This window comes from Neisseria sp. RH3002v2g (assembly GCF_014596425.2).
GTDB lineage: Bacteria > Pseudomonadota > Gammaproteobacteria > Burkholderiales > Neisseriaceae > Neisseria.
Genome location: NZ_CP110721.1, coordinates 1,690,380 through 1,707,862, shown reverse-complemented (window position 1 = coordinate 1,707,862; position 17,483 = coordinate 1,690,380). Strand labels below are relative to the sequence as shown.

General features: G+C 51.3%; 13 protein-coding genes and 2 pseudogenes. 10 read left to right on the top strand and 5 right to left on the bottom strand.

Going from position 1 to position 17,483, the window contains the following annotated elements:
- Positions 1–8 precede the first annotated feature (8 nt).
- A complete protein-coding gene (locus tag BBP27_RS08070) occupies positions 9–659 on the bottom strand; it encodes an HAD-IA family hydrolase (protein WP_003683909.1) in 651 nt (216 codons plus the stop codon).
- A gap of 10 nt (positions 660–669) precedes the next feature.
- The gene (locus tag BBP27_RS08065; protein WP_188212226.1) at positions 670–1,656 is read right to left on the bottom strand and encodes an RluA family pseudouridine synthase; all 987 of its coding nucleotides are present in this window, start codon (positions 1,654–1,656) and stop codon (positions 670–672) included.
- Positions 1,657–2,170: 514 nt separating this feature from the next.
- On the opposite strand from BBP27_RS08065, the gene BBP27_RS08060 reads away from it, so the two are divergent.
- Entirely contained in the window at positions 2,171–5,062 is a 2,892-nt protein-coding gene (locus tag BBP27_RS08060) for an Rne/Rng family ribonuclease (RefSeq protein WP_188212225.1), read from the top strand.
- Positions 5,063–5,295: 233 nt separating this feature from the next.
- The gene (locus BBP27_RS08055; protein ID WP_223168972.1) at positions 5,296–6,015 is read left to right on the top strand and encodes a hypothetical protein; all 720 of its coding nucleotides are present in this window, start codon (positions 5,296–5,298) and stop codon (positions 6,013–6,015) included.
- Positions 6,016–6,134: 119 nt separating this feature from the next.
- Here the strand turns inward: BBP27_RS08055 and mscL are convergent, their stop codons facing one another.
- Together mscL and fabI are read right to left on the bottom strand one after the other, a co-directional pair.
- Positions 6,135–6,578, bottom strand: coding sequence for a large conductance mechanosensitive channel protein MscL (gene mscL, locus BBP27_RS08050; protein ID WP_003748057.1), 444 nt, complete (start codon positions 6,576–6,578; stop codon positions 6,135–6,137).
- A gap of 447 nt (positions 6,579–7,025) precedes the next feature.
- Positions 7,026–7,814, bottom strand: coding sequence for an enoyl-ACP reductase FabI (gene fabI, locus BBP27_RS08045; RefSeq protein WP_049332846.1), 789 nt, complete (start codon positions 7,812–7,814; stop codon positions 7,026–7,028).
- A 208-nt stretch (positions 7,815–8,022) separates the two neighbouring features.
- Between fabI and ppk1 the strand changes: the two genes are divergently transcribed.
- From ppk1 to BBP27_RS08025, 4 genes and pseudogenes are all read left to right on the top strand, one after another.
- A complete protein-coding gene (gene ppk1 / locus BBP27_RS08040; protein WP_188212224.1) occupies positions 8,023–10,080 on the top strand; it encodes a polyphosphate kinase 1 in 2,058 nt (685 codons plus the stop codon).
- A gap of 102 nt (positions 10,081–10,182) precedes the next feature.
- Positions 10,183–12,198 (top strand): prolyl oligopeptidase family serine peptidase, encoded by a 2,016-nt coding sequence (locus BBP27_RS08035; protein WP_188212223.1) that lies wholly within the window; start codon positions 10,183–10,185, stop codon positions 12,196–12,198.
- Between the two features lie 162 nt (positions 12,199–12,360).
- A pseudogene (locus BBP27_RS08030) lies at positions 12,361–12,564 on the top strand (hypothetical protein); the annotation flags it as partial.
- Between the two features lie 76 nt (positions 12,565–12,640).
- Positions 12,641–12,832: pseudogene (locus BBP27_RS08025) on the top strand (aminotransferase class IV); the annotation flags it as partial.
- A 44-nt stretch (positions 12,833–12,876) separates the two neighbouring features.
- Here BBP27_RS08025 and BBP27_RS08020 read toward each other — a convergent pair.
- Positions 12,877–14,352: a DUF389 domain-containing protein gene (locus BBP27_RS08020; protein WP_049349406.1), complete on the bottom strand. Its 1,476-nt coding sequence runs from the start codon at positions 14,350–14,352 to the stop codon at positions 12,877–12,879.
- 198 nt (positions 14,353–14,550) lie between these two features.
- Between BBP27_RS08020 and BBP27_RS08015 the strand changes: the two genes are divergently transcribed.
- From BBP27_RS08015 to BBP27_RS08000, 4 genes are all read left to right on the top strand, one after another.
- Positions 14,551–14,676 (top strand): hypothetical protein, encoded by a 126-nt coding sequence (locus BBP27_RS08015; protein WP_265511057.1) that lies wholly within the window; start codon positions 14,551–14,553, stop codon positions 14,674–14,676.
- Positions 14,677–14,936: 260 nt separating this feature from the next.
- Positions 14,937–15,173, top strand: coding sequence for an acyl carrier protein (acpP, locus tag BBP27_RS08010; RefSeq protein WP_003679644.1), 237 nt, complete (start codon positions 14,937–14,939; stop codon positions 15,171–15,173).
- 162 nt (positions 15,174–15,335) lie between these two features.
- Complete coding sequence (fabF, locus tag BBP27_RS08005) at positions 15,336–16,583, top strand: beta-ketoacyl-ACP synthase II (RefSeq protein ID WP_049331727.1); 1,248 nt, start codon at positions 15,336–15,338, stop codon at positions 16,581–16,583.
- A gap of 183 nt (positions 16,584–16,766) precedes the next feature.
- On the top strand, positions 16,767–17,456 hold the full coding sequence (locus BBP27_RS08000) for a hypothetical protein (RefSeq protein ID WP_049349410.1): 690 nt from the start codon (positions 16,767–16,769) through the stop codon (positions 17,454–17,456).
- The last annotated feature ends 27 nt before the right edge of the window (positions 17,457–17,483 follow it).

The following is a 17,483-nucleotide window of genomic DNA, read 5'->3' as shown; positions in this document are numbered from 1 at the left end:
ATAGCTTTTTATAAGGTTTCCAATACATCAGGCAATTCGGCCAAGCTGTTGAGCATGGCGACATGGGGCAGGGCGGAAAGTTGTTGGGCGGTGTGCGCGCCTGTGGTAACGGCGATGGCGCGGATTTTGGCATTGGCGGCCATTTCTAGGTCGTGGGTGGTGTCGCCGACGACGACGGCCTCTTCCGGTTCAACACCCAGTCGGTCGCAGAGGGCGAGTACCATATCGGGCGCAGGTTTGGACGGATATTCGCTAGCGCAGGCGGTTTCCAGCCAGAAGGCTTGGGTGCCGGTTTGCTCGATGGACCTATCCAGTCCGCTGCGGCCTTTGCCGGTCGCTACGGCAAGCCAATAGCCTTGTTGCTTCAAGCGTTGCAGGCAGGGCAGGGCTTCGGGGAACAGGGTCATGTTGCGGTTGTTGGGATTGAGGTAGTGCGCGGCATAGGTCTCAATCAGGGTTTCCTGAACGTGTTCGCTGACGTTGTGGGCAAGGCGGCGGATGATGCCGGAGAGGCTGTATCCGATGAGCGGGCGGATTTGGTCGGCTTCGGGAACGGGCAGGCCGCAATCGGCAAAGCTTTGCTGGAAGGTGTGGATGATGGGGTTGGTGGTGTCGGCAAGCGTGCCGTCCCAGTCGAAAATAATGAGTTTGGGTTTCATGGGTTTCCTTTCAGACGGCCTTTTCCTGATTTTCCAACATTAAAACGAATTGCGCCAATTCTTGTGGCAGGGGGGCTTTCAGAATCAGTTTTTCGCCGGTCAGCGGATGGGCGAGGTGCAGCTCGGAAGCGTGCAGGAACATTCTTTTCAAACCGAGTTTCTGCAGGCGTTTGTTGGCTTGATAGTCGCCGTAGCGTTCGTCGCCGGCAATGGGGCAGTCTTGCGATTGCAGGTGGACGCGGATTTGGTGGGTGCGGCCGGTTTTCAGGGTGGCTTCGACAAAGGTTAGGTCGGACAGGCCGACTTGGTGCAAAAGGCAGTCTGAAAAACGGTTTAACACGCGGAAGATGGTGTGGGCGGATTGGCCGTCTTCGCTGACGCGCACCATTTTTTCGCCTTGTGCGCCGGTGTATTTGAACAGGGGGAGCTTGACGTGGAAGCGGTCGTTCGGCAGCCTGCCGACACACAGCGCGAGATAGATTTTTTTCGGATGGTCGTTGCGGATGGCTTCGTGCAGTTTCACCAAGGCGCTGCGTTTTTTGGCTATCATCAAAAGGCCGCTGGTGTCTTTGTCGAGGCGGTGGACGAGTTCGAGATAACGCGCTTCGGGACGGGCGCGGCGGATTTGTTCGATGACGCCGAAGCTCACGCCGCTGCCGCCGTGGACGGCAACGCCGGACGGTTTGTTGATGACCAAAAGCGCATCGTCTTCGTAAACGATGTCAAATTCGCGTGCCGGCGCGGCCTGGCTTTCAGACGGCCTTTGTTTTTCGGCGGTGCGTATCGGCGGAATGCGGACGGTATCGCCTGCCTGAATGCGGTTGTCGGGTTTGCAGCGTTTTTTGTTCAGCCGCACTTCGCCGGCGCGGATGATGCGGTGGATATGGCTTTTCGGGACGCCTTTGAGGATTTTTATCAGATAGTTATCAAGGCGTTGGCCTTCCTCGTGTTCGGCAACGGCAATCAGGCTGACTGAATCTTTGCGTATTGCGTGCATTTTCTCTATAATCCCAAACGTCCGTTTCGGGACTCGAACCTGCCGTCGCAGGCCGTCTGAAACGGATTTATTGTTAAAACGAGATTTTATATTAAAAACGCACTCCGCAAAGCATTTCCTTGTGTTTGTTCAAAGCCGGCAAACGCAATCCCGTAATTAAGTTTGAATTGAACCTGCCGTCCGGCCGGGCGTAAGACGCAGTCCGCGCAGCACCGTCCGAAATTACCGGCGCTACGATAATAAGAAGATGTAGGCTGCCTTATTTTGTCCGAAACATCAGCATTCGGACGGCAGCGGAACCATCAACCTTTCCGCCGCATTGTTCTTTATTTCCTTCTTTATCCGAATCCGTCCGCACATGGCTTGAGTTCAAGCATGCAACCTTGCGGATTTCAAATCAAAAACTGGTTACACGGGGGTTCCCCCATCTTGCCTTTGCAGAGTGCCAACCGGACAGACAGGCCGTCTGAAAAAGATATTCACAAATCAAACGGCCGCTGTTCACGAGGTGACTATGAAAAGAATGTTATTCAACGCAACGCAGGCCGAAGAGCTGCGCGTTGCCATTGTCGATGGCCAAAACCTTTTGGACTTGGACATCGAAACGCTGGGCAAAGAACAGCGTAAAGGCAATATCTACAAAGGTATCATTACCCGCATCGAGCCGTCGCTGGAAGCGTGTTTCGTCGATTACGGAACCGACCGCCACGGCTTTTTGCCGTTTAAGGAAGTGTCGCGCTCATATTTTCGCGACTACGAAGGCGGCAGGGCGCGTATTCAGGACGTGCTCAAAGAGGGCATGGAAGTTATCGTCCAAGTCGAAAAAGACGAGCGCGGCAACAAAGGCGCGGCACTGACCACCTTCATCAGCCTGGCCGGCCGCTATTTGGTATTGATGCCCAACAATCCGCGCGGCGGCGGCGTATCCCGCCGTATCGAAGGCGAAGAGCGTCAAGAGTTGAAAGCCGCCATGGCCGAACTCGACATTCCAAACGGCATGAGCATCATCGCCCGCACCGCCGGCATCGGCCGCAGCGCGGAAGAGTTGGAATGGGACTTGAACTACCTCAAACAGCTCTGGCAAGCCATTGAAGAAGCAGGCAAAGCGCATCATGACCCTTACCTGCTCTTTATGGAAAGCTCGCTGCTGATTCGTGCGATTCGCGACTATTTCCGTCCCGACATCGGCGAGATTTTGGTGGACAATCAAGAAGTTTACGACCAAGTTGCCGAGTTCATGAGCTACGTCATGCCGAGCAATGTAGGCCGTCTGAAACTCTATCAAGACCACACGCCGCTGTTCTCCCGTTTCCAAATCGAACACCAAATCGAAAGCGCGTTCTCACGCAGCGTCAGCCTGCCGTCAGGCGGCGCGATTGTGATCGACCACACCGAAGCCCTGGTTTCCATCGACGTCAACTCTGCGCGCGCCACACGCGGCTCGGATATTGAAGACACCGCGTTCAAAACCAATATGGAAGCTGCCGAAGAGGTCGCCCGCCAAATGCGCCTGCGCGACTTGGGCGGTTTGGTCGTGATCGACTTCATCGATATGGAAAATCCGAAACACCAACGCGATGTTGAAAACGTCCTGCGCGACGCGCTCAAAAAAGACCGCGCCCGTGTGCAAATGGGCAAACTTTCGCGTTTCGGCCTTTTGGAATTGAGCCGTCAACGTTTGAAACCGGCTTTGGGCGAAAGCAGCCATGTTGCTTGTCCGCGCTGTGCCGGTACCGGCGTCATCCGCGGTATCGAATCCACCGCCCTGCACGTTTTGCGCATCATTCAAGAAGAAGCAATGAAAGACAACACCGGCGAAGTACGCGCACAAGTGCCTGTCGATGTTGCCACCTTCCTGTTGAACGAAAAACGCGCCGAGCTGTTTGCGATGGAAGAGCGTTTGGATGTAAATGTCGTCCTGATTCCGAATATCCACTTGGAAAATCCGCACTACGAAATCAACCGCATCCGCATCGATGACGTAGAAGAAGACGGCGAACCGAGCTACAAACGCGTTGCCGAGCCGGAAGAAGACGAATCCGCCAAACCTTTCGGCAGCGAAAAAGCCAAAGCGGCCCGTCCTGAGCCTGCCGTCAAAGGTGTACGCCATACCCAGCCTGCACCGACTGTCGCCCCTGAGAAAAAAGCCTCTTGGTGGGACAGCTTCAAAGCTTGGTTGAAACGCATTTTCGGCGGCGAGCCTGCACCTGCTGCAGTTGCTCAAGAGCCTGCCGAAAAACGCACTACAACCAACCGCAGTCAAAACAGCAACCGCCGTTCAAACAGCCGCCGTCAAAATCCACGCCGCAACAACAAAAACGACGGCAGCAAAGTCGAAGTGCGCGAAGTAGGTGCCGAAGCCGCCGACAGTAAGTTTGAAGAAAGCAAATCAAACGAAAGCCGCAACGACGAGCGTAAAGAAAGCCGCCGCAGCCGCAACCGCAACAACCGCCGCGATGAGCGCAACAACGAGCGTAACCGTGTTGAGGAAACGGTTGAAGACGTAAACGTTCAAGAAGTGGCCGCACTGGCTGAGATGCCGTCTGAAAACCAAGCGGAACAAAACGGCAATAAACGCCGCCGCAACAACGGCCGTAACGAGCGCAACCGTAACCAATATGCGGAAAGCCATGTTGAAGACGCAAACGTTCAAGCCGATAGCGAACAGGCGCAAGCGGAAGCGGACGACAACGCCCGCAGCGAAGAGGGTGTGAAAAACAACGGCCGTCAAGGACGCGACCGCAACAATCGTCAGCGCAACAACCGCAACGACCGCCGTTCAAACAGCAAAAAACGCAATATTCCGTCTTCGGCAAAAATCGAGCAATACCTGAACATTACCGACACCGCGGACAAAGTCCTCTTTGCCGTGGCGCATGTTTTGGGTTTGAACGAAACGGTTGAAGCTGAAAATGTGCCTTTGCCGCAGGAAGATGATCATGCCGAGCCGCTGGTGATTGTGGTATCCGAGCCTGAAGTTGCCAGCGCAGAGCCATTCGTATTTGCCATTGAAAGCGAAGACGAACCTGCCGTCGCGAAAGCCGAAAGCGCCGATGCCGAGCAAGCCCTGTTGGCTTCTGCGGTCAGCAACGTCAAAGAAGCTATTTCCGCAGTATTGTCTCCGAATGAAACTGCCGTTGCAGAAGTCGCAGAACCGGTTGAAACAGCAACTGAAACTGTGGCAACGCAAACTGAGGCCGTAGCTGAAAAAGCGCCTGTTGCCGCTGTTTTGCCGGAAGGTTTGGGCGATTTGATTTTCGTTGAAACCGATCCGCAAGCCGTTGCCGCTTTTGCCGCGCAGCCGCAACCCGAACCGGTTGCCAAAACACGCCGTTCGGATGTGCCTAAAGTAGAAGTGGAAGACGTAGCAGTCGAAATGATTTTGGTGGAAACACGCAAAGACTAAGATTAGTTTTCCAGTTAAAAGCCCGATGTTGAACGCATCGGGCTTTTTTACAGGAGAAGTGCTACGACTATAGGAAATAGTTAAGAAAAGGAAATTTCTTTTGAGGAGGGTGAGAAGTATGAAGCATCAAGAAGTTGGAGTTCTCGATATTTAGAGCTCAGAATCATTGCTACCTTGAAAGGCTTAGCCTTTACATAGGGTTGGTCCTGTATAAAAAATAAGATCATGGAAGTATGAATATGAAGTTAAGATATTTTGAATTAGATAGACCTTATGTGGAAAATCACCAAAGGATCGAGGAGTTGATGGACTCAGCTTCATTAAGATACGAGGAGGCCAGGATAGAGGACTACCATCAAAATTGGAAATGCCATAGAAAAGCGTTTGTATATGAATCGAAGTGTATGACATCTATGTTGGAGCGACTCTTCAAGCCTGTTTCAACTAAGGATTGTTGGAAAATCATCATAGAATGCATGGATAAGGTTTGCAATCCTTGTATCATAAACTTACTTGGTGTCTATACTGTTCAGGTTCCATTTGATTTTTGTACCTATGAAGCTTTAGATCCTGTTGATAAGAAAAAGATGCTCTTGGCTGCTTTAGTTGAAGGGGCAAACCGTGTGTTTCATAAGCTTTCTATTCCATTCTGCTTACTTGGGGATGTAGTGAATGAAATAGAAAGAAACCATTATGAAAATAGTTGGGTATGGAAAAAGAAAAAGATTCAATCCACCACTTTTTCCATTCAAGTGGAACATCAGATCGATAAAGTTGACTTGTTTTGGAATATTGAAAATAAAGACAAGAGTATTTGTCATTTGATTAAAACCTGTCCTGCTCATGAAATGGATTATGGCGTTTATCTTGGTAAATTAGAGGTAAATGATAATTTCCTTTATCTATTGGGTAAAAATAATGAGGTCGTAAGCAAGGTTTCTATAAATAAATGAAGGATAGCTGCTTGTAGTTTTTCTTAAACAGCTAACTATGTCAGAGCGATGGAGTTAGAAAAGGCCGTCTGAAATGGTTTCAGACGGCCTCGGCTTGTGTGTATGTTTGGGTATTGTGATTATTTTTTGTTCAGAGAGTCACGGATTTCGCGCAACAACAGAACTTCTTCGCTAGGCTCTGCCGGTGCTTCTTCAGCAGGAGCTTCGGCTTTTTTCACGGAGTTGATGGCTTTAACCACGCAGAAGATGGCAGCGGCGATGATCAGGAAGCTGATCACGGTGTTGATGAACAGACCGATATTCAGGGTAACGGCACCGGCTGCTTGGGCGGCTGCCAAGTTGGCGTAACCTTCTGCAGGAGCGGCTTGTGCGCCGTCTTTCAACGTAATGAACAGGTTGGAGAAATCAACGCCGCCGATCAACAGGCCGATAGGGGGCATGATTACGTCGTCAACCAATGATTTGACGATGCCGCTGAATGCTGTACCGACAACCATACCGACTGCGAGGTCGATCACGTTGCCACGCATAATAAATTCTTTAAATTCTGAAGCGATTGACATAATTAATCTCCTGTATGTGTTTGAGTCAAAATCAGATGTAGTTCAATAAAACGGCAGGCATATTAACGCTTTATCGGTTAAGAAAATTTCAATAATGTTAAATTTTGTATTTTATGCTAAAAATGTCCGGCTTCTATGCCTTCTGTATGAAAAATAGGCCGTCTGAATTTTTTTTGTTACTTTTTTGCACCACTTTTATCCGTGGCTAAGTATCAGATAATATGAATGTTATCTTTAGAATCAATGCTCTATCGAATCTTTAGGTTAAGGTGGAATGATAATATAATAATGTTGAAAACATAATCATTGAAAGCCTGTAAAGTTAATGTTTCGTATCCGTATTTGACTTTCAGACGGCCTTTTGGGTTATGCAGTTATTCAAGCCATAATGTAACGGTCATAAAAAACGCACTTTCATGATGAAAGTGCGTTTGGTGTGTAAACCGTTTAGTTCTCTTCGTCGTTCAGCGCGTTGATGCTGTAACCGCCGTCAACGTAGGTAATCTCGCCGGTAATGCCGGAAGCAAGGTCGGACAGCAGGAAGGCGGCTGTGTTGCCGACTTCTTCGGTGGTAACGTTGCGACCCAATGGGTTGTGGGAAGCGACGTGGCCCAAGAGTTTGCTGAGATCGGCGATGCCGGAAGCGGCCAGGGTTTTGATCGGGCCTGCGGAGATGCCGTTGCAGCGGATGCCTTCTTTACCCAGACAGGCGGCAGTGAAGCGGATGCCGGCTTCGAGGCTGGCTTTGGCCATGCCCATAACGTTGTAGTTAGGAATAGCACGAACGGCGCCCAAGTAGCTCAGGGCAACGATGGCAGCGTTGCGGCCCTGCATCATCGGACGGGCGGCTTTGGCCAGCGCAGGCAGGCTGTATGCGGAGATTTCGTGAGCGGTGTTGAACGCTTCGCGGCTGATGCTGTCGAGGAAGTCGCCGCTCAAAGCTTCTTTAGGGGCGAAACCGATGGAGTGAACGAGGCCGTCCAAGCCGTCCCAGTGTTTGCCCAAGTCAATGAAAACTTGGTTGATTTCGTCGTCGCTGGCAACGTCGCAGCGGAACACGAGTTCGGAGCCGAGTTCGGCCGCCATTTTACGGACGCGCTCTTCCAGTTTGTCGACAACATAAGTAAATGCCAATTCCGCGCCTTGTTCGCGGCAGGCTTTGGCGATGCCGTAAGCGATGGAACGCTCGGAGATCATGCCGGTAATCAGAATTTTTTTGCCTTGCAAAAAGCCCATTTTCTTATCCTTTAGCAGTGGTATTGCGGTTGCATTAAACTGCGCATTATAGCAAAAACCGCTGTTTCGGCATAGAAAAAAACGGATAACCCTTTGTCTTGCCTCAAATAGGGATAAGGTTTTCTGCCAAGGCCGTCTGAAACCTGACGGAACGGCGGCAAAACGTTATACTTGATCATCTTAATGACCGATGTTTCAGGAGGAAACCATGCCCGAACAAAACCGAATTCTTTGCCGGGAACTCAGCCTGTTGGCGTTTAACCGCCGCGTATTGGCTCAGGCGCAGGATGCGAATGTTCCTTTGTTGGAGCGTTTGCGTTTTTTGTGCATTGTTTCTTCCAATTTGGACGAATTTTTTGAAGTGCGCATGGCGTGGTTGAAACGCGAAAACAAACTGCGTCCGCATCAGCTGCTCGACAACGGCAAAACCGCAGCCGAAACCATTGAGGCGGTGGCAAAAGAGGCGCAGGCGCTGATCCGCGAGCAATATGATTTGTTTAATAATGTGCTTCAGCCCGAACTTGACCGTGCAGGCATCCATTTTTACCGCCGCCGCAATTGGACGGCCGCGCAAAAGAAATGGATTGAAAACTATTTCGACAACGAGCTTTTGCCCATTCTCACCCCCATCGGCCTCGATCCTTCGCACCCGTTCCCGCGCCCGTTAAACAAATCGCTCAACTTTGCCGTCGAACTCGAAGGCACGGATGCGTTCGGCCGTCCGTCCGGCATGGCGATTGTGCAGGCGCCGCGCATTTTGCCGCGTGTCGTCCCCATGCCGTCTGAAATTTGCGACGGCGATGCAGGCTTTGTGTTCTTATCGTCTATTTTGCACGCCCATGTCGGCAAACTTTTCCCCGGCATGAAGGTTAAAGACTGCCATCAGTTCCGCCTCACGCGCGACAGCGATTTGACGGTTGATGAAGAAGATTTGAAAAACCTGCGTGCCGCGATTCAAAACGAGTTGCACGACCGCGAATACGGCGACGGCGTGCGCTTGGAAGTAGCAGACACCTGTCCGGCGCATATTCACGACTTCCTGCTTGCCCAGTTCAAGCTGACTTCTGCCGAGCTGTATCAGGTCAAAGGGCCGGTCAATTTGGTGCGCCTCAATGCCGTTCCCGATTTGGTGGACAGGCCGGATTTGAAGTTTCCGCCGCGCAATGCAGGCCGTCTGAAAGCCTTGCGCAAAAACGGCTCCGTGTTCAAACTGGTCAAACAGTCGCCGATTTTGCTGCACCACCCGTATCAGTCGTTCGATCCGGTTGTCCAAATGATACGCGAGGCTGCGGCCGATCCGGATGTATTGGCCGTCAAAATGACCATCTACCGTACCGGCAGCAATTCCGAGCTTGTGCGCGCATTGATGAAGGCCGCACTGGCGGGCAAGCAAGTTACCGTCGTGGTCGAACTGATGGCGCGTTTTGACGAAGCCAACAACGTCAACTGGGCGAAGCAGCTGGAAGAGGCAGGCGCACACGTTGTGTACGGCGTATTCGGCTACAAAGTCCATGCCAAAATGGCTTTGGTTATCCGCCGTGAAGACGGCGTGCTCAAGCGTTATGCCCACCTCGGTACCGGCAACTACCACCAAGGCACATCGCGCATCTACACTGACTTTGGCATCATCACCGCCGACGAACAAATCACTGCCGATGTGAACACCCTGTTTATGGAAATCACAGGTTTGGGTAAGCCGGGCCGTCTGAACAAGCTCTATCAAAGCCCGTTTACCCTGCACAAAATGGTCATCGACCGCATCAAGCAGGAAACCGACCACGCCAAAGCCGGCAAACCGGCGCGGATTACCGCCAAGATGAATTCCCTCATCGAGCCGAGCGTAATTGATGCGCTGTATCAAGCCAGCGCGGCAGGCGTACAAATCGACCTGATTGTGCGCGGTATGTGTACCTTGCGCCCGGGTGTAAAAGGCTTGTCCGAAAACATCCGCGTCCGCTCCATCATCGGCCGCCAACTCGAACACTCGCGCGTGTATTGCTTCCATAACAACGGCGCAGACGATACCTTTATCTCCAGCGCCGACTGGATGGGTCGCAACTTCTTCCGCCGCATTGAAGTCGCCACGCCGATTACCACGCCCGAACTCAAAGAACGCGTGATCCGCGAAGGTTTGGAAATGGCCTTGGAAGACAATACCCAGGCTTGGCTGATGCAGCCTGACGGCGGCTACGTCCGCACCCAGCCGCAAGACGGCGAGCCTGCGTTTGGTTTGCAGGAAGGTTTGTGGAAAATATACGGACGTTGAGTTGAATAATGTCTCAGGCCGTCTGAAATGCAGGTTTCAGACGGCCTTTTTTGATTTTGCCGTTATAATTCCGTTTCCCAATCTTTCAGACGGCCTTTTCTTATGAAATCTTACCCCGATTCCTATCTCCATTTTGAAAACCTCGAATCTCCCGAAACGCAAGAGTTTGCCGCCGCGGCCCATGTCGAAACGCGCGCCCGTTTTTTAGAAAACGACAAGGCGCGCGAATTGTCTGACGGCATTTTGGCGCAGTTGCAGGACACGCGGCAGATTCCGTTTTGTCAGGAACACCGCGCGCGGATGTACCATTTCCATCAGGACGCGGAATATCCGAAGGGTGTGTACCGCGTGTGTACAGCGGCGACGTACCGTTCCGGCTATCCTGAGTGGAAAATCCTGTTTTCAGTGGCGGATTTCGATGAATTGCTCGGCGACGATGTGTATTTGGGCGGCGTGTCGCACTTGGTGGAAAAGCCCAACCGCGCGTTGTTAACACTGAGCAAATCGGGCGGCGATACGGCGTACACGCTGGAAGTGGATTTGGAAGCAGGGGAGTTGGTAGAAGGCGGTTTTCACTTTCCGGCAGGCAAAAACCATGTGTCGTGGCGCGATGAAAATAGCGTGTGGGTGTGTCCGGCTTGGGACGAACGCCAGTTGACCGAATCGGGCTATCCGCGCGAAGTGTGGCTGGTGGAGCGCGGTAAAAGTTTCGAGGAAAGCCTGCCGGTGTATCAAATTGCTGAAGACGGCATGATGGTGAACGCTTGGCGCTATCTCGATCCGCAGGGTTCGCCGATTGATTTGATTGAAGCGTCGGACGGTTTTTACACCAAAACCTATTTGCAGGTGTCGGCCGAAGGTGAGGCGAAACCGTTAAACCTGCCTAATGATTGCGACGTGGTCGGCTATCTGGCCGGACATCTTTTGTTGACGCTGCGCAAAGACTGGAATCGCGCGAACCAAAGCTATCCGAGCGGCGCATTGGTGGCAGTAAAATTAAACCGTGGCGAATTAGGTGCGGCGCAGCTTTTGTTTGCACCTGATGAAACGCAGGCATTGGAAAGCGTGGAAACGACCAAGCGTTTTGTGGTGGCGAGCTTGCTGGAAAACGTACAAGGCCGTCTGAAAGCATGGCGCTTTACCGACGGCAAATGGCAGGAAGTCGAATTGCCGCGCCTGCCCTCGGGCGCGTTGGAAATGACCGACCAACCGTGGGGCGGCGATGTGGTTTACCTTGCCGCCAGCGATTTCACTACGCCGCTGACGCTGTTTGCGCTGGATTTAAACGTGATGGAACTGACCGTCATGCGCCGTCAGCCACAGCAGTTCGATTCAGACGGCATCAACGTGCAGCAGTTTTGGACGACTTCGGCCGACGGCGAGCGCATTCCTTATTTCCACGTCGGCAAAAACGCCACGCCCGACACGCCGACTTTGGTTTATGCCTACGGCGGTTTCGGCATTCCCGAATTGCCGCATTATCTGGGCAGCGTCGGCAAATATTGGCTGGAAGAGGGCAACGCCTTCGTGTTGGCGAACATACGCGGCGGCGGCGAATTCGGCCCGCGCTGGCATCAGGCGGCGCAGGGAATCAGCAAACACAAAAGCGTTGATGATTTGTTGGCAGTCGTGCGCGATTTGTCCGAACGCGGTATCAGTTCGCCCAAACACATCGGCTTGCAGGGCGGCAGCAACGGCGGCCTGATTACCGCCGCCGCCTTCGTGCGCGAACCGCAAAGCATCGGCGCGCTGGTGTGCGAAGTGCCGCTGACCGACATGATCCGTTATCCGCTGCTGTCCGCCGGTTCAAGCTGGACGGACGAATACGGCAATCCGCAGAAATACGAAGTCTGCAAACGCTGGCTGGGCGAATTGTCGCCGTATCACAATCTTTCAGACGGCATCGATTATCCGCCAGCGCTCATTACCACCAGCCTCAGCGACGATCGCGTCCATCCCGCCCACGCGCTCAAGTTCTACGCCAAACTGCGCGAAACCTCGCCGCAATCTTGGCTCTACTCGCCCGACGGCGGCGGCCATACCGGCAACGGCACGCAACGCGAATCCACCGACGAACTTGCCTGCGTGTTGCTGTTTTTAAAAGAATTTTTGGGGTAGAAGCAAGCAGCAAGACTGACCGTTTTGTAAAGTTGAGAAACAAAATACTCTTGTTTCGGCAAGTGAAAAGAAGGCCGTCTGAAAAACGAATATTAAAGTTTTTCAGACGGCCTTCTTTTCTTTTAACTTTCAACAAGTCCCGATAAAATGGACACTTTGTAAGTGATCATTGATGGAAGATGCAATTATGGCAACCGAACCGAAATTATACACGATTTAGAAAATAATTTCAAACAAAACAACATGTTAAAGTTCAAACAACTCTTTCCCGAAGTCTTTTGCGAAGATCAAATTGACTTTGAAAAGCTCAAACTCGTCCTTGGCGCAGAAAACCTTGCCGGTGTGGGCGAACGTTATCAACTCGATGCTGTAGAAACTAGTAGCGTTGTTTACAGTATTTCCAGGAGAATACTGAAACATGAACATGCACAAAAACACCCGTCTCACCCCGTCTCTGGATTTGGATATCCTCAACGGCATCATGCGCCAAGCCGTGTTGCAGCAGCCGCAAACCTACTTGGGCGCGGACACCATCATCGAAACGCACATTACCTGCGACATGCTCGAACGCGCAGAAAAAATCCGCCTCTCCAACGCCTTGAGAGGCGTGTTTGAGGCGGATTTGGTGTACTAGGAACAATCAATGATTTCTCGGAAATGGATAAAGCCTGAAGGCGATTATTCGTTAGACGGTTTATCTGTCTGAGACGGTTTATCTGTCTGAGACTTGTGCGTTTGCAATATGCTCACTACCTTACCCTCATAACGCTGGCGTAACCACGCCTGTATCCGCTCGTAATCTTTGGCAGGTAGTGGCTGCTCCAATTCGAGAGAGACAACGACGATATCGTCATATGTATCTGTCTTCGGTTCTGCGTTTTTTTGGCTTTCAGACTGTTCGGAAACAGGCGTTGTTTGCGCTTTATCCCAAGCCAAGCCGCGTCCGACAACGATTTTTTCCGCTTCCGGATATTGGGCTTTTAATTCCTTAAGTACCGCTGCATCGTCGATATCGGAGGCTTTGCCTGCCAGTACGGTATCGATATAGGCCTGTTGCTCTTTCAGCTCATTTTGCTGCTGAACCGGGTTGTTTTGGCTTGCCAGCAATTCTTCGATTTTGGCATTGTCCCCTCCCGCATAGACCACGTTGACCTTCGGCTCTTTCACACCTGACGCTTCAAGGCTTTTCACGAGCAAGGCGGAAATTTTCTCGGCATTGCCCGTTCCATTGACAACCAGACTGACTTTATTTTCTCTATGGTTCAACATCTTACGCAGCACGAAAAAACCTTCCTGTTGCTTCGCAGTGGCAATGGCAGCATTGGCTCTGGTGTTGAAGATTTCCTGACGCACCAGTCCTGATGCCATATAGCCGCTCGGAATCATGACAGCAAGTACGACGGCAGTAATAATGATGCTGTGCAACCGGCGTTTGGATTCCTTTACCAACCCCCTGCGCGGCAGCTTGAGCAGCTTGGAAAACAACAAGGTCGCAAAAGCGATGAACACGCAGTTGATGGCAAAAAGATATGAAGCACCGAGAAAGTAGTGCCAGTTGCCATGTGCCAGTCCGTAGCCCGCAGTACACAGGGGTGGCATCAATGCGGTAGCAATCGCCACACCCGGTATGGCATTGCCTCCCTCTTTTCGGGTCAGCGCCACAATACCCGCACTACCGCCGAAGAAGGCAATCAACACATCCCAAAGGGTCGGCTGAGTACGCGCCAAAATCTCGCTTTGCGCCTCTTTAAGCGGGGTTAACAGGAAATACAACGTAGCGGTAATCAAGCTGATGACGACGAATATAATAATATTGCGCACGGCTTGACGGATCAGCGCAGTATCCCCTACCGCCAAACCGTAACCCATACCGACTATCGGCCCCATCAACGGCGAAATCAACATCGCTCCGATCACTACTGCCGTGCTGTTTACATTCAGACCGATACTCGACACGGCAATGGCAAACATCAATACCCACATACTGGTTCCGGTCACCCGAGTATTGGCGCGGATGGTGGCATCGATCTTATCGGGATGAGCTTGGTCATGCGCAAGATTGAACACATCTTGCAACTTGGTCATGGCACCATTGTCTTCTTGTTTCTGCTTTTCTTGTATTTCCTGATTTTTACTTTCTTCCTGATCTTGCATATGCGTACCCTAAAGTTTTAATAGTTTATTTTAAACATCTAATTCATAAAGAATTTTTGAGTAATGAAATAATGCCTTGCCATTACGGCTAAATCTGACAGGCACACTTCCCGCAATATACTATATTAGCATACGTCCGCAAACTTTTCCTCCGTTAGATGAAGGAAGGGCAAAGTTGCCGTTACAGCAAGCCGTAACGTGGGCTTTACCCACGAGATGAATGCCAAAATGAAAGTCTATGTGACTGTTGTCGGATTTAGTTGTTGGATGGTGGATTTCGTGGGCAAAGCCCACGCTACTTGGGTTATCCCAAATCTGCCTTGATTGAATAAAAGGTCGTCTGAAAACGGGGAAATCAGTTTTCAGACGACCTTTCCGCTTATTAACTTATTGATACCAAGGAAAAACAAATTCCCGCTTGTAGGTTAAAATCAGCCTATGCTAATATGCGCAACAACAGGTTTTTCCAGAATAATCTGTGCTAAAATGCAGGATTAGATGGAAAACTCTATCCGAATTCGGTACAATACCGACGAATTATTTCCCTTAAACAACCTGCCGCAAGGCGAAAAGGAACGACTGACATGTCAAACATCGAACAACAAGTTAAAAAAATTGTTGCTGAACAACTGGGCGTAAACGAAGCCGAAGTGAAAAACGAATCTTCTTTCCAAGACGATTTGGGTGCTGACTCTCTGGACACCGTAGAACTGGTGATGGCTTTGGAAGAAGCTTTCGGCTGCGAAATCCCTGACGAAGACGCTGAAAAAATCACTACCGTACAATTGGCTATCGACTACATCAACGCCCACCAAGGCTAATCGGTCGCACCAAACATCCAGCCTCTGCTGCGCCATCGCAATAGAGGCTTTTACCTTATTATTAAACCCCTGAAATTTCAGACGGCATGAGTTTTGCCCGTTTTCACGAAGAAAAAGAGCAAGGCTGCCGCGAAAATCCCGACAACCAACAGCGAGATTATCATGAGTCAGAGAAGAGTAGTCATCACAGGTCTTGGCCAAGTATCACCGGTCGGCAACGACGTCGCCACCGCATGGAGCAATCTGCTCGCAGGCAAAAGCGGCATCGGACGGATTACCCGCTTTGACGCATCCGACATCAACAGCCAAATCGCCGGCGAAGTGCGCGATTTCGACATCGGCCAATACATCAGCGCGAAAGAAGCGCGCCGTATGGACGTGTTCATCCACTACGGTATCGCCGCCGCCCTGCAAGCCATCAATGATTCAGGCTTGGACGATTTGGAAACCCTTGACAAAGACCGCGTCGGTGTCAACATCGGCTCCGGTATCGGCGGCCTGCCGAGCATTGAAGCGACCGGCAAAGCCGTTATCGAAGGCGGCGCGCGCAAAATCAATCCTTTCTTTATTCCAGGCTCGCTGATTAACCTGATTTCCGGCCATGTCACCATCCTGAAAGGCTACCGCGGCCCGAGCTACGGCATGGTGTCTGCCTGTACAACCGGCGCACACTCCATTGGCGACTCTGCGCGACTGATTAAATACGGCGATGCGGATGTGATGATTGCCGGCGGTGCGGAAGGCGCGATCAGCACTTTGGGCGTGGGCGGCTTTGCTGCGATGAAAGCCCTTTCTACCCGCAACGACGACCCTGCCACCGCATCCCGTCCGTGGGACAAAGGCCGTGACGGTTTCGTTATCGGCGAAGGCGCTGGCGTGCTGGTGTTGGAAGAATTGGAACATGCGAAAAAACGCGGCGCGAAAATCTACGCCGAAATCGTCGGCTTCGGTATGAGCTCCGATGCCTACCACATTACTGCGCCGAACGAAGAAGGCCCGGCATTGGCGGTTACCCGTGCGCTGAAAGATGCCGGCCTGAACCCTGAAGACGTTGATTACGTCAACGCACACGGTACATCGACTCCGCTGGGCGATGCCAACGAAACCAAAGCCCTCAAACGCGCTTTGGGCGACCATGCGCGCAAAGTTATCGTCAACTCCACCAAATCCATGACCGGACACTTGCTCGGAGCGGCTGGCGGTGTGGAAGCGTTGTACAGCGTGTTGGCGGTACACGAGCAAAAATCTCCGCCGACCATCAACATTTTTGAACAAGACGTTGAAGCAGGTTGCGATTTGGATTACTGCGCCAACGAAGCACGCGACGCGAAAATCGACGTTGCCATCTCCAATTCCTTCGGTTTTGGCGGTACCAACGGCACATTGGTATTCAAACGCTTTACAGGCTGATATAGCTTTTAAACCAGATTGGAAAGGCCGTCTGAAACTTGGTTTTCAGACGGCCTTTATATTGTCCGTATTATAAATATTGTTGATAATCTATATCATTTATAGAATAATATGGTCTTGTTTAAAATTTGTCCGAGTTTTTCGGATAAATAGTCTAACCATATTCTACATCAGGAGTAAGCGATGAAACGCATCGGTATTTTGACATTGGCCGCTTTGGCTGCCATACCTGCATTTGCGGCTGATTTCGGCCATGAACAAGCATTGGCCATAGACGGTAAACCTGCTTATCTGGCAGAAACATCGGCCCGTATTTTGGCAAATGAAGATTTGACTGCGCCGCAGTTGGTTGAAGATATTGCCGATGGGTTGGGGTCGAAAAAAATTCCGGGCTATAAATTGATGATTATGGGCCGTACTTATTCGGTGGCGGCGGAAACCAAACCGCCGAGAGAGGGCCAAACTCAGTGGCGGGACAATACGTTCATTCATCGCGGCGTAAAACTGTTTGTCGGTATTCCGGTTAAAAACGGCAAGATGGATTTGGCAGCTGCCCGATTGATTAATATCGGCGTGGTTGACGATAACGGTGGTGCCGCGCCTCATGATGAGGGTGAAAAAATCCGTCCGGTCGGCAAGCAGCTGATGTCTCCCGATACCAAAGTGGAAAATGTGAAACTCAATATTGCCAAACTGACGTTCCCAAATATGAAATTGGGCGAAACCAGTGGCGGTGGCGTGAAATTGGAAGCATCGGCAACATTGGACGGTAAACCGATACAAACCAAAATCGACAGCACTTTCTCCCGCTTCTATTCGGCCAAACCAGCTGCTACACGGCCGTTTATGGCAGATGCACGGTTTGTGAAATAATCGCAAAGGCCGTCTGAAACCCAATTT

Bases quoted from the DNA above. Each gene is read 5' to 3' on its own strand.
- BBP27_RS08020 (WP_049349406.1), bottom strand. From the start codon at position 14,352: ATGCAAGATCAGGAAGAAAGTAAAAATCAGGAAATACAAGAAAAGCAG.
- fabI (WP_049332846.1), bottom strand. From the start codon at position 7,814: ATGGGCTTTTTGCAAGGCAAAAAAATTCTGATTACCGGCATGATCTCC.
- ppk1 (WP_188212224.1), top strand. From the start codon at position 8,023: ATGCCCGAACAAAACCGAATTCTTTGCCGGGAACTCAGCCTGTTGGCG.
- BBP27_RS08060 (WP_188212225.1), top strand. From the start codon at position 2,171: ATGAAAAGAATGTTATTCAACGCAACGCAGGCCGAAGAGCTGCGCGTT.
- acpP (WP_003679644.1), top strand. From the start codon at position 14,937: ATGTCAAACATCGAACAACAAGTTAAAAAAATTGTTGCTGAACAACTG.
- BBP27_RS08055 (WP_223168972.1), top strand. From the start codon at position 5,296: ATGAATATGAAGTTAAGATATTTTGAATTAGATAGACCTTATGTGGAA.
- fabF (WP_049331727.1), top strand. From the start codon at position 15,336: ATGAGTCAGAGAAGAGTAGTCATCACAGGTCTTGGCCAAGTATCACCG.
- BBP27_RS08035 (WP_188212223.1), top strand. From the start codon at position 10,183: ATGAAATCTTACCCCGATTCCTATCTCCATTTTGAAAACCTCGAATCT.
- BBP27_RS08065 (WP_188212226.1), bottom strand. From the start codon at position 1,656: ATGCACGCAATACGCAAAGATTCAGTCAGCCTGATTGCCGTTGCCGAA.
- BBP27_RS08070 (WP_003683909.1), bottom strand. From the start codon at position 659: ATGAAACCCAAACTCATTATTTTCGACTGGGACGGCACGCTTGCCGAC.
- mscL (WP_003748057.1), bottom strand. From the start codon at position 6,578: ATGTCAATCGCTTCAGAATTTAAAGAATTTATTATGCGTGGCAACGTG.
- BBP27_RS08000 (WP_049349410.1), top strand. From the start codon at position 16,767: ATGAAACGCATCGGTATTTTGACATTGGCCGCTTTGGCTGCCATACCT.